Below are 16,704 nucleotides of genomic sequence, written 5' to 3' on the forward strand. Positions count from 1 at the left end.
GCACCGGTCTTGAAAACCGACGAGGGTGTGAGTCCTCCGTGAGTTCGAATCTCACCGCTTCCGCCAAATTTTAAAAACCCCAGTCGAAAGATTGGGGTTTTTCTTTTTAGGCTACAGATCTTGAATATTAAATTCTTCAGTCCTGAACTTAATTCATAAAATCTTGAAAAATGGACGTATCGGCCAAATATAGAGTCAGAGGCGTCAACGCGCTATCATACGCCCAAGCATCATATGGATCTCATTATGAAAATTGTCGCAGATGAAAATCTGGCATTTACCGATTATTTCTTTTCCGAATTTGGTGACATTCAACATTGTGCAGGGCGAACCTTAAGCGCAGATGATGTCAAAGATGCCGATAGCTTGCTGGTACGTTCAGTGACTCAGGTCAATGAAGTACTGCTACAGAATAGTTCGATCAAATTTGTGGGCAGTGCCACCATTGGTACAGATCATTTGGATATTGCTGCATTAGAACAACATGGGATTCAGTGGAGTAATGCAGCCGGCTGTAATGCGCAAGCAGTGGCTGAATATGTCATTACCGCATTATTGCAGGTACGTCCTGAATTACTCGATGCCAATACGACATTTACCCTGGGTATTGTCGGTTTGGGTAATGTCGGAACCCGACTGGCTTATATGGCGAAGCTCTTGGGCTGGCGCGTGATCGGTTGCGATCCTTTTGTGCAAAGAGAGCAGGTTGATCAAGTCGAATTTCATGAACTGCTGCAGCAGGCGGACGCCGTTTCAATTCATGTCCCTTTAACCAAAACAGGCATATATCCAACCTATCATTTATTTAATGCTACTGCGTTGGCAAAAATGCAGCCTGACGCGATCCTGATTAACTCAGCGCGTGGGCCAGTGATTGAAGAAACTGCCTTAATTCAAGATATTAAAGCGACACAACGCCCCGTAATTTTGGATGTTTTTGAACACGAACCGCTGATTTCAGCAGAACTTCTGAATCTGGTGACTTTGGTGACTCCGCATATTGCCGGCTATAGCCTGGAAGGCAAGGCACGTGGTACCCAGATGATTTACGAAGCTTTTTGTCAAACTTTCGGTTTTGCAGCCAATAAACAGTTTGAATCCCAGCTGCCTATCTGTGAGCAGTTTTTTCAGGGGCAGGATGTAAAAATGGCATTGCAACAGCATTTATCCCAAATTTATGACATTGCTCGTGATGATGCCAATCTACGTGCCTGTCTCAAAGAAGGCAAAATCGATCAGCAGGCATTTGATCATTTACGTAAAACCTATCCGCTGCGTCGTGAGTGGGCAGCACATGGTGGGCCGAAGGCATGACGATGACGTATCAACCCACTTGTGACCTTCAAGCCATGCACGCGCGGGCGAATTTATATCGTCAAATCCGTCAGTTTTTTGCTGAGCGCGATGTATTAGAAGTCGAAACACCGATTTTGTCTCAAGCCGGTGTGACTGATGTGCATTTAGCCTCGGTACAGGCCCAGCGCCATGTGCTGGGTAAAGCGCATACACATTATTTGCAGACCTCACCCGAATTTGCCATGAAACGCTTATTGGCCAGTGGCTCTGGACCCATTTATCAAGTCTGTAAAGTCTTCCGTGATGATGAACATGGGCGTAAGCACAATAGCGAATTCACCATGCTGGAATGGTATCGTCCGGGATTTAGTTTAAAAGATTTGATGTTTGAAGTATCTGATCTGTTGAATGTGACCTTGAAAGCACGTTTTGGCGAAATACGTCCGACCATTCTAAGCTATAAACATGCTTTCATGGATCGTCTGGATCTCAATCCACTTCAAGCCACTTTACAGGAACTGAAAGATTGCTGCCGCCGCGTTGGACTCAATCTGGATTTAGGCGAGGATCGTCTCGGTTATATCGACCTGTTATTTTCACATATGGTTGAACCTAGTCTGGGTTTTGATACTGCAGTATTCCTGACTGATTTCCCCCCTGAAATGGCATCACTGGCCAAAACCCGAACCGATGAAGATGGTGAACTGGTCGCCGCACGTTTTGAATTGTATATCGAAGGTTTAGAATTGGCCAATGCTTATGATGAACTGATTGATGCTGACGTATTACGTTCGCGCTTTGAGGCGGATAATGCAGAACGGGCCAAGCTGGGCTTGCATGTCGTGCCGATCGATAAATATCTATTGGCAGCTTTACCGAATATGCCGGAATGTTCTGGAATTGCCCTTGGAATTGACCGTTTGTTGATGATTGCAACCAATCAAATGAAACTGGAGCAAGTGATTACTTTTCCGGCAGATATTTCCTGATGGTACTGATCCAATATTTCTTAATTCCTTTTGTGATAAAGAGAAATTAAGCTATTAAAAAAGCACCCGAGGGTGCTTTTTTATTATTCAATCGCTACGGTTTGTTGTGCTTTGAGTTCACCGAGTGCCTGAATCCGTCGTTCAATCAGCATTTCACCAATATCCGGACCCTGAATATCGGCAGGCAGGTCTTGTGCCTTGATGGCGCGTACGGTTTGCATGGCATCGAGGACATATTGTGCTTGTGGATAAGCACGATCTTCCAGACCTAGACGGCCACGTGAATCACATTCACACGCCTGGACGAAAGCTTCGACACGTTCAGGGCGACGTAACACATCCAGACGTTGCAATAATCGCCATAAGGTTCCCGGCTTAAGATTGAAGGCCTGATGGCATTTCAGATGCTCTTTGCACACCGCCAAAGCCAGCTGCTTGGTATACGTCGGCACTTTTAAACGGTCACACAGTTCATTCACTGGCTTGATGCCACGCTCTTCATGCATGATATGTCGCGGTAATTCTTCAACCGGCGTTAAAGCTTTTCCTAAGTCATGCACTAAAACGGCAAAACGTACATCCAGGCTATAATTTTGACGACATGCCTGCTGCAAGGACATCATCGTGTGAATGCCGCAGTCAATTTCCGGATGATATTCAGGTCGTTGCGGAATGCCATATAAGGCGTCAATCTCAGGGAAGAGTACCTTTAAAGCACCACACTCGCGTAATACTTCAAAATACACATCAGCATGACGTTCGGATAATGCACGGGAAGTTTCTTTCCAGACGCGTTCCGGTGTCAAGGCATTTAATTCACCAGATTCAGTCAAGCGTTGCATTAACGCCAAAGTTTCATCGGCAATCACAAAGCCTGCACTGGTATAACGGGCAGCAAAACGGGCAATGCGTAGCACGCGTAATGGATCTTCGACAAAAGCATCGGAAACATGACGTAGAATCCGCTTTTCCAGATCCTGTTGACCACCATAAGGATCATAAACCTGGCCGGCATCATCCATGGCCATGGCATTAATGGTCAGATCGCGACGAATCAGATCCTGCTCTAGCGTAACGCTGACATCGGTATGAAACTCAAAACCATGATAACCGGTGCCAGATTTACGTTCGGTACGCGCCAGTGCATATTCTTCTTTTGTTTGGGGATGTAGAAAAACAGGGAAATCTTTGCCTACGGGCTGATAGCCTAAGTCAAGCATTTGCGCGGGAGTTGCACCAACAACCACATAATCTTTTTCGTGATAGGGGTGTCCGAGCAAATGATCTCGAACTGCGCCGCCTACTAAATAAACTTGCATGAAAAAACCTCTATTCTTACAAGCATCATGCTACAGAATAGAGGTTTTCTCAAGTTAAGAAACGAGGCTGATGCGTCGTTATCTTGTCATTGGCTTAAAGTGCATCTTGTTCCGCTTGCTGGATTTCTGCAACAGTCAGTGCAGTCATGTTGATCACACGACGCGTAGTCGCAGTCGGCGTCAAAATGTGCACAGGTTTTGCAGCACCTAGAAGAATTGGACCAATCGTTACGTTGTTGCCTGAAGTTGCTTTTAACAGGTTAAACGAGATATTGGCTGCATCCAGATTCGGCATGATCAGCAAGTTTGCAGAGCCTTTGAAACGTGAATTCGGGAATGCAAACTGACGAATGTTTTCATCCAGAGCAGCATCACCGTGCATTTCACCTTCAACTTCCAGCTCGGGCGCGATTTCAGACAGGATGTCATATACCTTACGCATTTTTTGCGCGCTGGCATCATGCTGGTCTGAACCAAAGCTTGAATGAGAAAGCAGGGCAATACGTGGTGTCATACCAAAACGGCGAACTTCTTCAGCAGCCAGAATGGTCATTTCAGCCAGCTGTTCAGCCGTTGGATTAGTATTGACATACGTATCGGCAATGAACAGGTTACGGTCTTCAAGCATCAAGGCATTCAGGGTAAAGAAAGTGTTATGACCATCTTTCTTGCCAATGATGTTGCTGACGAAGTCCAGGTGAATATCGTAGCTTGAATACGTACCACACAGCATACCGTCTGCCATGCCATGTTTCACAAGCATCGTTGCGATCAGGGTAGAGCGGCGACGTGCTTCACGCTGTGCATATTCAGGCGTTACACCCTTACGCTGCATGATGTTGTAATAATCGTCTGCAAACATTTCATAGTTCGGGTTCTTTTCCTGATCAACAATCGTGATATTCACGCCATCTTCAAGACGCAGACCCAATTTTTTAATGTTGGCTTCAATTACAGCTGGGCGACCCACCAGAATTGGAATTGCCAAACCATCATCTACCGCAATTTGAACTGCGCGAAGTACACGCAGGTCTTCACCTTCCGCATAAGCAATACGTTTAGGATCAGATTTGGCTTGTTCGAAAATCGGTTTCATCATGAATGCAGAGTTGTAGACAAACTCAGACAAACGTTGACGATAATGCGAGAAATCCGTGATTGGACGTGTTGCCACGCCAGAATCCATGGCTGCTTGTGCAACAGCAGGTGCGATTTCTAGAATCAAACGTTGATCCAGTGGTCCCGGAATCAGGTATTCACGGCCAAATGATGCCGATTTTTCACCATAGGTTGCCGCATCAGCTTCAACGTGTGCCATACGTGCAATCGCGTGGACACAGGCAATTTTCATTTCTTCGTTAATAGTGGTTGCACCAACGTCCAATGCACCACGGAAGATGTACGGGAAGCACAGTGCGTTATTCACCTGGTTCGGATAGTCAGAACGGCCAGTTGCCATGATCACGTCATCACGAACTTCATGCGCATGTTCAGGCAGAATTTCTGGATCCGGGTTCGCCAAGGCAAAGATGATCGGATCTTCAGCCATGACCTTGACCATTTCTTTGGTCAAAATGCCCGCAGCAGAAAGACCAAGGAACATGTCTGCACCTGAAATCACGTCACCAAGCTGAGTAGCTTCAATGTCTTGTACATAGGCTTTCTTAGATTCATCCAGGCCTTCGCGATGTGTAGTCAGCAGACCGCGTGAATCGGCAACGATGATGTTCTCTTTTTTAGCACCCAGAGCGCAAAGCAGATTTAAACAAGACAGTGCAGCAGCACCCGCGCCTGAAGCCACGATCTTGATGTCTTCAATTTTTTTACCGTTGATTTGTAACGCGTTGAGGAGCGCAGAACCGACAATAATCGAAGTACCGTGCTGATCATCATGGAATACTGGAATATTCATGCGTTCACGCAATTTTTGCTCGATATAGAAACACTCTGGCGCCTTGATATCTTCAAGGTTAATCCCGCCGAAAGTCGGTTCTAATGCAGCGACAATATCCACAATTTTGTCTGGATCATTTTCAGCAATTTCGATATCGAATACATCAACGCCAGCAAATTTTTTGAATAATACGCCTTTACCTTCCATAACAGGTTTAGAAGCCAAAGGACCAATATTACCCAGGCCAAGCACGGCAGTACCATTGGTCACGACAGCAACCAGGTTACCACGAGCCGTATACAATGCAGCAGTTGAAGGGTCGCGTTCAATCTCAAGACATGGTGCAGCTACGCCAGGCGAGTAAGCAAGGGCCAAGTCACGTTGGTTGACCAATTGTTTGCTTGGTGTAACGCTGATTTTCCCCGGGGTAGGAAATTCGTGATAGTAAAGGGCCTGTTGCTTTAAAGATTGTTCGTCCATCAGTCTCTCGATCGTTGTAAAGATTACCCGGTCAGCGGGCAAAAAATTTATTTATGTTCCTGAATATACCATTTGTTGGCCAGTTCGGACAGACAAAGACGGCCGTTTTTCCAACAAACTTATTGTGCTCGGGTATGGACTTAGACTTGAGATATATAAGTCTGATGCGTCTTGTCTCGTACTAAATAAGCGGTTGCATCCTGCTCAGGAAGCGGTTTGGAAAATAAGTAACCCTGGGCAATATCACAGTCTAAATCACGTAGATATTCTAGCTGTTCTTCAGTCTCGATCCCTTCCGCGACCACGGTCATGCCCATGGCTTTACCCATGGCCACCATGGCGCTGACAATCGCTGCCTGTTTGTTTTCCCCAATCTTGCAAACAAAACTGCGATCAATTTTTAAGGTATCAATTGGAAAATCAGCAAGATAGGAGAGAGAAGAATAACCTGTACCGAAATCATCTAGGGCAATATGAATATGTCGCTGTTTAATTTCATTCAGCAGGTTTTTGACCGCTTCCGAATTTTCAATTAAAGAAGATTCGGTAATTTCCAGCTCCAGGCTGGCGCCAGAAATATGGTTGTCTGCAATGGCTTGGTCCAGATCATCAAGTAATTGACCACGACGCAATTGCTGCGCCACGATATTGACTGATACACAAATATGATTAAAGCCCAGATCATTCCATTGGCGAATCTGTTTAGCGGCCTGCTGGATCACCAGACGGCCAATGTCTGAAATCAGGCTGGTCTGTTCAGCTAACGGTATAAATAGGCCTGGTGCGATAATGCCTTTTTCTGGATGGTTCCAGCGAATCAGCGCTTCGAAGCCATAAATGCTTTGATCGCTGAAATTGATTTTTGGCTGATAATACACCACCAGTTCATTATTCTGGATTGCTTTGCGCAAATCACGTTCCAGGAAAACCCCTTTGTTCTGTAAAGCATTATTTTCACTGGAATAAAAATGAATAGTGTTGCCACCGAGATTTTTGGCTTCATTCAATGCCTGTTCGGCGCAGTTATTTAAATAATCTAGCTGACGGCCATGATCAGGATAGAATGCCACGCCCATGGACAGGGTAATCACATGATCCTGACCGTAAATATTGAATGGTCTGCTAAAGGCCTGAGCGATGCGTTCACAATGGTGTTGAACTGAAGGGCGAATATGTGAGATTTCATAGAGAATCGCAAAATCATCACCATTTAGATGTGCCACAAATAGCGCTTCTGCATTGGTCATCCGCAGCCGCTGCGCCACCTGGCGTAAAAGTTCATCACCGCCGTTATTGGACAGGTATTCATTTAATGGCCGGAAACGGTCGATGTTAAGCCGAATCACAGCTATCTCTTTAATCGAGTCTTTTTGCGAAACTAGATATTGATGCAGCTGATAATTATAATAAAAGCGGTTCGGTAAGTCAGTCAGCGTGTCATAATTTTCCAGATAGGACAGGCGCTGTTCCTGTAATTTACGTTCAGTCAGATCTGATACGATACCAATATAATGAGTAATCCTGCCTTCATCATCAGTCACGGCATTAATATGCAGCCATAAGGTCGACTCTTTACCAGACAGAAATTTTGCATAAACCTCTCCATCATAAGAGCCAATCTTTTGAATCTGTTTGACAATATTGGCCTGAAAAGTACGTTGCTGGGATTTATTTTGCACTGCAATATCAAATAAGGATTTACCGATAATCTCGTCACGCTCAAAACCGCTCAAGTATTCGTAGTGAGGATTGACATCGATATAATCTAATTCAGGATTCAGAATGAAAATCCCTTCCGCAGCCTGTTCCAGTACACTGGCCACCAGCTTTAAACGTTCTTGAGACAGACGTTCCTGCTGGATATCACGACGGATGCCCACCATACGCAAGGGTTTTTTATTTTTAGGATCACGACTGATCACCCGGCCAATATCATGTACCCAACTCCAGCCACCTTCACTGAGCTTGATCCGGTAAGTGGCATCATAGCGTTCAATCTGGCCACGCAGATGCTGCTTCATATTGCGCTTAAAATAGGCCAGATCTTCAGGGTGAATCAGATACTGTAATTGCAGATGATGATCTTTGGAATCGCGCAGAATCTTTTCGTCTTTATGATTGGTTAAGGTGATGCTGCGCTCTTGAATATTCCAGTCCCATGGCCGAATACCGGCAATTTCATGTGCAAGTTTTAGATTCTGCTGCTGATTCTTCAGGTCATAATTGATCTGTTCAATATCATAGGTACGTTCCCGTACTTTTTGCTCCAGCAATTGGTTACTGAGCTGTAATTGCTGTTCAATATCTTTGGATTTATTGACTTCAGTTTTGAGTTGCTGGCACAGTTCATCAGTCCAATGCACTTGCTGTTCTGCATTTTTCACCAAAATATCATTTTCCGCATACAGACGTGAGGTGCGGCTGTGAATTCGATAACTACTTGTCGCGCACAGCAGAATCACTATGAGCGCAAAGTTTAAGGCCAGACCAAAAAAGGGATTGGAATGACCGACATGGTCAAGCTGTGACAGTAAAAAAGGGAATAAGGACGGCAAAAAGACCAGACAAAAATAGCTCAGTTTCTGGGTCAGGTAGGTTAAACCGAAAGCTTGGGTAACAATCAGCAACAAGGCAGACAAGGTCAGTGCTTCAATATCTTCAAATGCAGGATTGGCCTGTGGCAAATAATAATAAATCGTAAAAATACCTGCCGCGATACTGATGCCAACAGCCAGACTCTGTATCTGTAACCAGCGGTGTGCACTTTTCTGGTTATATTGTTCAGGTTTAAAATACAGCGTACTTACCAGCCAACACATGCTGACCAGAAATTCTGTCAGAATAAACCAGGTATTAAAATACGTATTAGACGGGCTATATTGAATGTGATAAATACAAAAAATATAAAGGCAGATCACCATTATACTGAGCAAAAAATAGCGACTATGACGAAGCGTGTTCGCAATCTGAGCATCATGTAAATGCTGTTGAATATAGTCGTCCTGATTATCAACCATGTGATTCAATGCCTGTATTCATCCTAAACGGTTTTCGTCCTTGTGCATTGTTGTTATAAAAACCCCAGGAAATGTGTGAAATCAATTAATAAGTATTTGTTATTCTTTAGTCGAGATTAGATGTCTTAAAAATAAAAATCAACAAAATTAAAGACAAATTTTTACCCATCCGATGAACTAAAGCACATAATTCAAAATTGACAGGGCAACAACAGGAGCAGTTTCGGTACGTAGTACACGCTCGCCGATACACCAGTTGAGAAAACCTTTCTGGTTTGCGGCACTAATTTCTGCCTCACTCAAGCCACCTTCGGGGCCAATCAGCAGGGCAAGATCTAAAGTCGCATCTGCCAGTACATCTGTTTCATCTTTATTGGGTGCTAAAACCAGTTTGGTGTTCGGAAGTTCAGTATCCAGCCATTTTTCAAGTGACATGGGCGCTAAAATTTTAGGAACAATATTCAGACCACATTGTTCACAAGCCGCAATAGCAATGCCTTGCCAGTGATCTAGTTTTTTCTGGTCGCGATCATACTTTAAACGCATTTCACAACGATCCGAAGTCAGCAGCTGAATTTCGGAAACGCCCAGTTCGACTGCTTTCTGAATCGCATAATCCATACGGTCGCCTTTACTCATCACCTGACCGAGCAAAGCCTGGAACTTTGGTGTGCGATTGGCAGGATTAAATGCATTGACCGAGACGGTGGCTGATTTTTTATCAACCTCGGTTAAAGTCACGTCATATTCGCCACCCTGTCCATTGAACAGGGTCGCGCTTTCACCGACTTGCGCGCGTAAAACCTTTACCCAATGATGAAATACAGTTTCCGTAAGCTCAAGGCTGACATCAATAGTTAAATCAGCATCTATATAAAAACGTGGCATTGATCGTTCTACTCAAAAAATCGGTGAAATAAAGGGCTTAAGCTAAACCAAGATCGGTGACCAGCTGACGGGTCGGGTCAGTAGTATTCATGGTGTAGAAATGCAAGCTTGGCGCACCACCTGCAAGTAGACGCTCACAGAATTTAACCACAACTTCATGGCCAAAGGCTTTAATGCTGGCAGTATCGTCACCATAAGTTGCCAGTTGCTTGCGAATCCAGCGTGGAATCTCAGCACCGGTACCATCAGCAAAGCGAATCAGGTTACTGGAATTGGTAATTGGCATGATGCCTGGCGCAACCGGAATATCGATTCCTGCTTTCTGGATACGATCTACAAAGTAAAAGTAAGCATCTGGATTGAAGAAGAACTGGGTTAAAGCAGCATTGGCACCGGCCTGAACTTTTTCAACAAAGTGCTGAATGTCTTTGTCAAAGCTTTCTGCCTGTGGATGCATTTCCGGATAAGCTGCGACTTCAATTTTAAAATGATCGCCTGAATGTTCGCGGATAAAGCGAACCAGATCAGCTGCATAAGGTAATTCGCCCAAACCCACTTGGCCTGAAGGCAAGTCACCACGCAGGGCAACAATACGGTTAATGCCTTGAGATTTGTACAGGTCTAGAAGTTCAGCAATACGTGCTTTGTCATCGCCAATACAAGACAAGTGAGGGGCAACAGGTGCGCCTTTGCCATTAAAGTCATTGATAGTAGACAGGGTGCGTTCACGAGTGGAACCACCAGCACCATAGGTCACAGAGAAGAACTCTGGGTTTAAGAGTTGTAGCTCTTGATGCACAACTTTGAGTTTTTCCGCACCTACATCAGTTTTGGTCGGGAAGAATTCAAATGAAATTGGAATCTGTTTAGACATGTTCAAATCCTTTTTATAAATACTTTTTAATTAGTTTTACCTCTCCTAAATCCTCTCTTGCGCTGAGCTTCAAAGCAGTGCTTTAAGCACGCTCAGGAGAGGATTTACCCTCGATGACATACATTTGGTAATGAATGTTCCCTCTCCCTATGGGAGAGGGTTAGGGAGAGGGTGGAGTTTAATTAGTATTTATAAGCATCAGACTTGAATGGACCTTCAACTTGAACGCCTAAGTAATCCGCTTGTTCTTGAGTCAATTGAGTCAAGACACCACCGAAACCAGCAACCATCGCAGCAGCAACTTCTTCATCTAATTTCTTAGGAAGAAGTTCTACACGAATTTGTGCAGCTTTTTCAGATTCTGGAAGATCAGCAAATTTCTCAGCGAATAAATGCATTTGACCCAATACCTGGTTGGCAAATGAACCATCCATAATACGTGATGGGTGACCAGTCGCATTACCAAGGTTCACCAAACGGCCTTCAGAAAGAAGGATCAGGTAATCATTTTCATTTTCTGAACGATACACCTGGTGTACTTGAGGTTTAACTTCAACCCACTTGTAGCCACGTAGGTAAGCTGTATCAATTTCAGTATCAAAGTGACCGATGTTACAAACAACTGCACCAGCTTTTAATGAATCAAGCATTGCAGCGTCACATACGTGGTAGTTACCTGTTGTAGTTACGATAAGGTCAGTGTTTTGAAGAAGGTCAACATTGATGTCTTCTTTCTTGCCAGTTTGCACGCCATTTTTGTATGGAGATACAACTTCGTAACCGTCCATGCATGCTTGCATTGCGCAGATTGGATCAACTTCAGTTACGCGTACAATCATGCCTTCTTGACGAAGGGATTGCGCAGAACCTTTACCTACGTCACCATAACCGATCACAAGTGCACGACGGCCAGATAAAAGCATATCTGTACCACGTTTGATTGCATCGTTCAGTGAGTGACGGCAACCGTATTTGTTGTCGTTTTTAGACTTGGTTACTGAATCGTTTACGTTGATTGCAGGAACTTTTAAAGTGCCATCACGAAGCATTTCATACAGACGTTGAACACCTGTCGTTGTTTCTTCAGTTACACCGTGAATTTTTTCAATCACTTCTGGGTATTTTTCATGAACAAGTAGTGTTAAATCACCGCCATCGTCAAGAATCATGTTGGCATCCCAAGGCGTGCCATTTACATTGATTTGTTGTTCAAGACACCACATGTATTCTTCTTCAGTTTCGCCTTTCCAGGCAAACACGGGAATGCCCGCAGCAGCGATTGCAGCAGCAGCATGGTCTTGAGTCGAGAAGATGTTACATGACGTCCAACGAACTTCAGCGCCCAATTCAACCAGCGTTTCAATTAAAACAGCTGTTTGAATGGTCATGTGGATACAGCCGAGAATTTTCGCGCCTGCAAGTGGTTTTGCTGCCGAGTAGCGTTTACGCAGACCCATGAGGGCTGGCATTTCAGCTTCAGCAAGTTTGATTTCTTTACGGCCGTAATCAGCAAGTGAAATATCAGCAACTTTGTAATCTGTAAATGAAGCAGTAACCGCGTTCATCAGGATCTCCTAGGAAAAAATAGATTGGATCGTTCTGTTCGCGGATGCCGTTGTTGATCAGAACGAATGTCTGACCGATGGTCGAGCCTAGCGATTTTACATTTAATGCCTGTAAAACGTCGCAGCATCCCTCGACTAGCGCAGTATTGTACTTGGAAATTGATTTTGTTCCAATCCTAAATTGATTAATATCTGACTAATAAGAAAATTTTGAGAATAAACTATGACTGATGGTTTTGAGTATGCAATCAAAGACTGGGCTGAAATTAAGGATAATTATGAGAATGGCAATTTAATTATTGGTAATGGGGCGAGTGTTGCTTTGCATCAAAAATTTCGTTTTGATTCTTTAAAAGAAGAGGCTGAAAAATTAAGACTTTTTAATGATGATATATCTAAACTTTTTATTGAGTTTGATACATCTGATTTTGAATTAATTTTACGATTGGTTTGGCATGCGAAGTTAATAAATAAGCATTTGGGAATAGTTGATCAAAAACTTGATTCAGCTTACGAAAATATAAAACAAGCTCTTATTAAAGTGGTGAAGGAAGTTCATTGTGAACATTCTGATATCGCGGATCAATTACCTCAGCTATATCAATTTACAAAACAATTTAGAACAGTAGTCTCCCTTAATTACGATTTAATCCTGTATTGGATTTTAATGTATGGAAATAGAAATGAAGATGGGCATAGATTTAAAGATTGTTTTCAAGGTAGCGGGTTATTTAGAAATAATTGGCAAGATTTGAGAAATCCTATTCGTAAGGAAAAAGAAGTAACTTTGAGTCTTTATCAACATGGTAATTTATCTATTTTCAGAGATGCAAAAAATACCGAAACTAAAGTTCAAAGAGGGGATTTTGAGGGTTTGTTAGAAGTTATTACTTCACAATGGGAAGATAATAAAATTCCTTTATTTGTTGCCGAGGGTACGGGAACTAAAAAGCTTGAATCTATAAAAAGTAGTTCCTATTTGAGTACTATTTTCTATGAAGTTCTACCAGATTTAATAACTCAAAAAGCTAATTTAGTCATTTATGGCTGGAGCTTAGGCAAGCAGGAATCACATTTGGTAAAGCAGATATTTAAGAACAAACAATCAGGTAAGGTGGCTATTTCTATATTTCAAAATAATCAGGAAGAGTGCCATCGAATTTATCGGCTTATAAAAAATGAAAAAGTAGCTCCAAATATCGAAATAGAATTTTTTGACAGCCAAAGTTCAGGTTGTTGGAATAATCCTTAAAAAAAAAGCCCATCATCTGATGGGCTTTTTTTTACTTATTTAGCTTCAGCAGCATCTGCTTTTTGAGTCCAGAACTCAGCCTGTTCTTCATTGCCATCTACGCCTAAACCATTGGCATAAATAAATGCAAGATCACGCATCGCCTGAACTTCGCCCCATTCCGCAGCCTGTTTTACCAAAGCAATCGATTTTTCGACGTCTTTTTCAATTACATCGCCACGACGGTAAAAACCTGCCAGCTCCAAAGTCGCAGCAGGGTGCTTCTCGATATTGGCCTTGCTTAACCAGTAATAGGCTAACTCAAAGTGAGCTTTGGATTCTTCAGGATCTTTTTCTGCTAACTCTTTGGCATAAACGGTATAACCTTCACCTAACCAGTACATTGCATCCACCAGCCCGCCATTGGCAGCTTTCAACGCCCATTCTTCAGCAAGAATGATGTCATCATCATGCTCGCTTTGCATATACAGTTCAGCCAGTTCAAATTGCGCTTCAGCATTGCCTGCTAAGGCAAGATTGGTCAGGACAGCAGAGGGAGAAACACGCTGGGTCATATCAACATCTCAAAAATATTGTGCGTAGACTAAAAGGTTTAAAGCAAAAAAGCCAATCCGAAAGTCAGCTTTTTAAAGAGATTGGTCAATCAAATGATTAGATCAAGCAAAGAATCCCTGAGATCAAGGCGATAAACACACAGAACATTACGATCACTTTAATTTTATTTTCCAGATAGCTCAGACTTAAACCGACCACCAGTGCTGCAAAAGTCAGACTACCCAGCCAGTAACTGATCATATTGCTGGCAGCTCCTGTACACAGGCACAGAATCAGGGCGAGTATGAGCAATACCCAGCCCAGAATAGTCGCAAGTTGTGTTTTTGCAGGCGCAGGTTCTGTGTCAAAAATCTGTTTTTGATGTTTCGACATCGACATTGCAAGCGCAAAGAAACCTAGTGAAGTTAAAGCCCAAATCAGTAAGAAGAACATCATGCCTGATTCTCCTTGAGAGCAATCTTGGCTTTTTTAGACGACAAGCCTTTATGGTTTTTCACTTTTTTAAATGAAAACCAGAATAAGATCGCAAGCACCCACATCGCCAGATCAAAAGAAGCAATGACCCATTGACCATGCATGATGGTGTTCCAGATCGCCTGACCGCCGGTCATGGAGTTCACGATTGGGAGCAAGGCAAATGCAGCAGTGGCAAGCAGTAATAGTTCCAGCCAGGCCTGACGATGACTGCGAATCATGGCATACAGCAACGTCAGCAACCAGACAATAAAGAAGCTACGAATTTCCCAGTTCAGACGCATCTCCATGTCTGCCGGAATAAAACGGTTGGCATAGAAATAGGCAGCACAGGCAACAGGTAAACCAATAATGGCAGCGATATTGGTGACTTCCACAAGACGATAACCAAACGATTTATAGCCTTGTTTCTGTTGCTGTGGTGCACGTTTGACACACCATAGAATCAAGCCGGTGGCAATCATCAAGGTACCCACCACACCTGACATGAACAATAACCAGCGTAACGCCAGATCTACGCCACGTGCTTCATGCAATGTGGTGAATACATTATAAATACCATTTGCGATTGAAGGCATTTTCAGTGTGGTTTGATCTGGCTTTAATTCACCTGTTACGCCATTAAAAGCAAGGCTCGGATAAACATTGCGATAAGCTACGCTGACTCCGTTTAAGGCACGAAGCTCAATTTCTGCTTTTACGGTATTTGGCTGGATAATAGTTATCATACCCACCGGATTATTTTTCCATTCTTTTTCGGCTGTTGCCAAGATCGGAGCTAGATCGGTTAACGGTGCAGGAGGTGCAGCTTGCATTTCATCACGAGAGCGGCGACCTTCACTGCGTGCAGACATTTCACCGCGCTCGCCACGATTTTCTCTCTCAGCTTGCGGTCGACGTTTTTTGCTCTCACTATGGGTTTCACGGGATTCAGCCTGAATACTGTTGTCTTGAACCAAACTCTTACGTTGATCCTGAAGGAAAGCACCACGATTTTCATAAATCTGGTTTACGCCCCAGGGCATGAGGGTAAAAAGCAATAATAATAAGCCACTGAAGGTAATCATGATGTGAAAGGGCAGGGCAAATACCGCAGTAGCATTGTGTGCATCCAACCATGAACGCTGACCTTTGCCGGGACGGAAAGTAAAAAAATCCTTGAAAATTTTCTTATGGGTAATGACACCGCTGATGATTGCCACCAGCATGAGCAGGGTCGCAACGCCGACCATCCAGCGCGCCCAGATTCTTGGCAAACCATACAATTCAAAGTGGAAACGGTATAAGAATGAACCACCGCGTGTTTCACGCGCTTGCAAAACTTCGCCGGTGGCGCTGTCAATCGTCACGCGGGTACCGCCACGACGGGCACGCGGATCTTCGCCGGCACTACGAATAGTCAGGGTGGTAGTATTTTGGCGTGAGTTAGGAAGCTGGATTGCCCAGCTGCCAGCATCCGGATGGTGCTGTTGCAGATAAGCCAGTGCCACACGGGTTTGTTCGATTTGAGTCTTTGGTGGAACTGATTGATGAAATTCCGGTTTCATCCAGACGGTAATTTCGTTCTGGAAAAAGCTTAAGGTTCCGGTCAAGAAAATCGCATATAAAAGCCAGCCTAAAATCAGACTGGCCCAGGTATGCAACCACGACATCGACTGGCGTGGACCTTCGGGTTTTGCATCTACTCTCATCTCAATTTCCTAAAAGCTTATAGGCGATATAGAGTAAAACACCGGGAATCGCGATCCCGAGCGTAGCTTTGAGCGTCTTATTCACCATAAATACCCAGATAAATGCAGCAGCATTCAAGCTAAAGCCAATCAGGGTGGCGGACATGGCTGCACTGCTTCCACTGTCGATAAAAAGCTGGGCAATCACGATCGTTGCCAGTGTAGCCAGTAGATAACCGCCAGCACCCGCCAGAATAAAGCGATATAAAATCATCCCACGATAAGCCAGCATACTTGCTTTGACTTTATTTTTGCTTGATGGTTTCGGTGCAGTAACTGTTCCAGTCGCTATGGCTTGCATATTCGGACTATTCATCATCGAAAATTCTATTTACAAACTTATGAGGTAATTAATGATAATGATAACAATT

13 protein-coding genes are annotated in these 16,704 nt (G+C 43.8%); 3 read left to right on the forward strand and 10 right to left on the reverse strand.

The features are described from left to right. Window positions 1-246 precede the first annotated feature (246 nt). The gene (locus MTX11_RS14070; RefSeq protein ID WP_243475398.1) at window positions 247-1,314 is read left to right on the forward strand and encodes a 4-phosphoerythronate dehydrogenase; all 1,068 of its coding nucleotides are present in this window, start codon (window positions 247-249) and stop codon (window positions 1,312-1,314) included. Then, a complete protein-coding gene (gene epmA, locus MTX11_RS14075) occupies window positions 1,311-2,285 on the forward strand; it encodes an EF-P lysine aminoacylase EpmA (protein WP_243475399.1) in 975 nt (324 codons plus the stop codon). Before MTX11_RS14070 ends, epmA begins: the two co-directional genes overlap by 4 nt. An 83-nt stretch (window positions 2,286-2,368) precedes the next feature. On the opposite strand, the gene MTX11_RS14080 is transcribed toward epmA, so the two are convergent. The 6 genes from MTX11_RS14080 to ahcY all read right to left on the reverse strand — a co-directional run bounded on the left by MTX11_RS14080 (window position 2,369) and on the right by ahcY (window position 12,322). Then, the gene (locus tag MTX11_RS14080; protein ID WP_224215613.1) at window positions 2,369-3,604 is read right to left on the reverse strand and encodes a multifunctional CCA addition/repair protein; all 1,236 of its coding nucleotides are present in this window, start codon (window positions 3,602-3,604) and stop codon (window positions 2,369-2,371) included. A 94-nt stretch (window positions 3,605-3,698) separates the two neighbouring features. Beyond that, the gene (locus MTX11_RS14085) at window positions 3,699-5,978 is read right to left on the reverse strand and encodes an NADP-dependent malic enzyme (RefSeq protein WP_243475400.1); all 2,280 of its coding nucleotides are present in this window, start codon (window positions 5,976-5,978) and stop codon (window positions 3,699-3,701) included. A gap of 140 nt (window positions 5,979-6,118) precedes the next feature. Further along, window positions 6,119-8,995, reverse strand: coding sequence for a putative bifunctional diguanylate cyclase/phosphodiesterase (locus MTX11_RS14090; protein ID WP_243475401.1), 2,877 nt, complete (start codon window positions 8,993-8,995; stop codon window positions 6,119-6,121). Between the two features lie 177 nt (window positions 8,996-9,172). Further along, window positions 9,173-9,883 carry a 16S rRNA (uracil(1498)-N(3))-methyltransferase gene (locus tag MTX11_RS14095; RefSeq protein ID WP_243475402.1) on the reverse strand — a complete coding sequence of 237 codons (711 nt, stop codon included), beginning with the start codon at window positions 9,881-9,883 and terminating at the stop codon, window positions 9,173-9,175. 37 nt (window positions 9,884-9,920) lie between these two features. Continuing rightward, window positions 9,921-10,757: a methylenetetrahydrofolate reductase [NAD(P)H] gene (metF, locus tag MTX11_RS14100; protein ID WP_005103921.1), complete on the reverse strand. Its 837-nt coding sequence runs from the start codon at window positions 10,755-10,757 to the stop codon at window positions 9,921-9,923. 182 nt (window positions 10,758-10,939) lie between these two features. Then, a complete protein-coding gene (gene ahcY / locus MTX11_RS14105; RefSeq protein WP_005103920.1) occupies window positions 10,940-12,322 on the reverse strand; it encodes an adenosylhomocysteinase in 1,383 nt (460 codons plus the stop codon). Between the two features lie 223 nt (window positions 12,323-12,545). Here ahcY and MTX11_RS14110 point away from each other — a divergent pair, with 223 nt between their 5' ends. Further along, complete coding sequence (locus MTX11_RS14110; RefSeq protein WP_224215610.1) at window positions 12,546-13,574, forward strand: DUF4917 family protein; 1,029 nt, start codon at window positions 12,546-12,548, stop codon at window positions 13,572-13,574. 35 nt (window positions 13,575-13,609) lie between these two features. Here MTX11_RS14110 and MTX11_RS14115 read toward each other — a convergent pair whose 3' ends face one another. The 4 genes from MTX11_RS14115 to MTX11_RS14130 all read right to left on the reverse strand — a co-directional run bounded on the left by MTX11_RS14115 (window position 13,610) and on the right by MTX11_RS14130 (window position 16,652). Next, window positions 13,610-14,128, reverse strand: coding sequence for a tetratricopeptide repeat protein (locus tag MTX11_RS14115; protein ID WP_243475403.1), 519 nt, complete (start codon window positions 14,126-14,128; stop codon window positions 13,610-13,612). Between the two features lie 97 nt (window positions 14,129-14,225). Beyond that, window positions 14,226-14,564, reverse strand: a complete 339-nt coding sequence (locus tag MTX11_RS14120; RefSeq protein WP_243475404.1) for a DUF3325 domain-containing protein — start codon at window positions 14,562-14,564, stop codon at window positions 14,226-14,228. After that, window positions 14,561-16,294: a PepSY-associated TM helix domain-containing protein gene (locus MTX11_RS14125; protein WP_243475405.1), complete on the reverse strand. Its 1,734-nt coding sequence runs from the start codon at window positions 16,292-16,294 to the stop codon at window positions 14,561-14,563. Before MTX11_RS14125 ends, MTX11_RS14120 begins: the two co-directional genes overlap by 4 nt. A 1-nt stretch (window position 16,295) precedes the next feature. Next, window positions 16,296-16,652 (reverse strand): hypothetical protein, encoded by a 357-nt coding sequence (locus MTX11_RS14130; protein ID WP_016807069.1) that lies wholly within the window; start codon window positions 16,650-16,652, stop codon window positions 16,296-16,298. Window positions 16,653-16,704: the final 52 nt, after the last annotated feature.

Origin of the sequence: Acinetobacter lwoffii (assembly GCF_022809915.1) — a bacterium.
In the GTDB taxonomy this organism is placed as follows: Bacteria; Pseudomonadota; Gammaproteobacteria; order Pseudomonadales; family Moraxellaceae; genus Acinetobacter; species Acinetobacter lwoffii_M.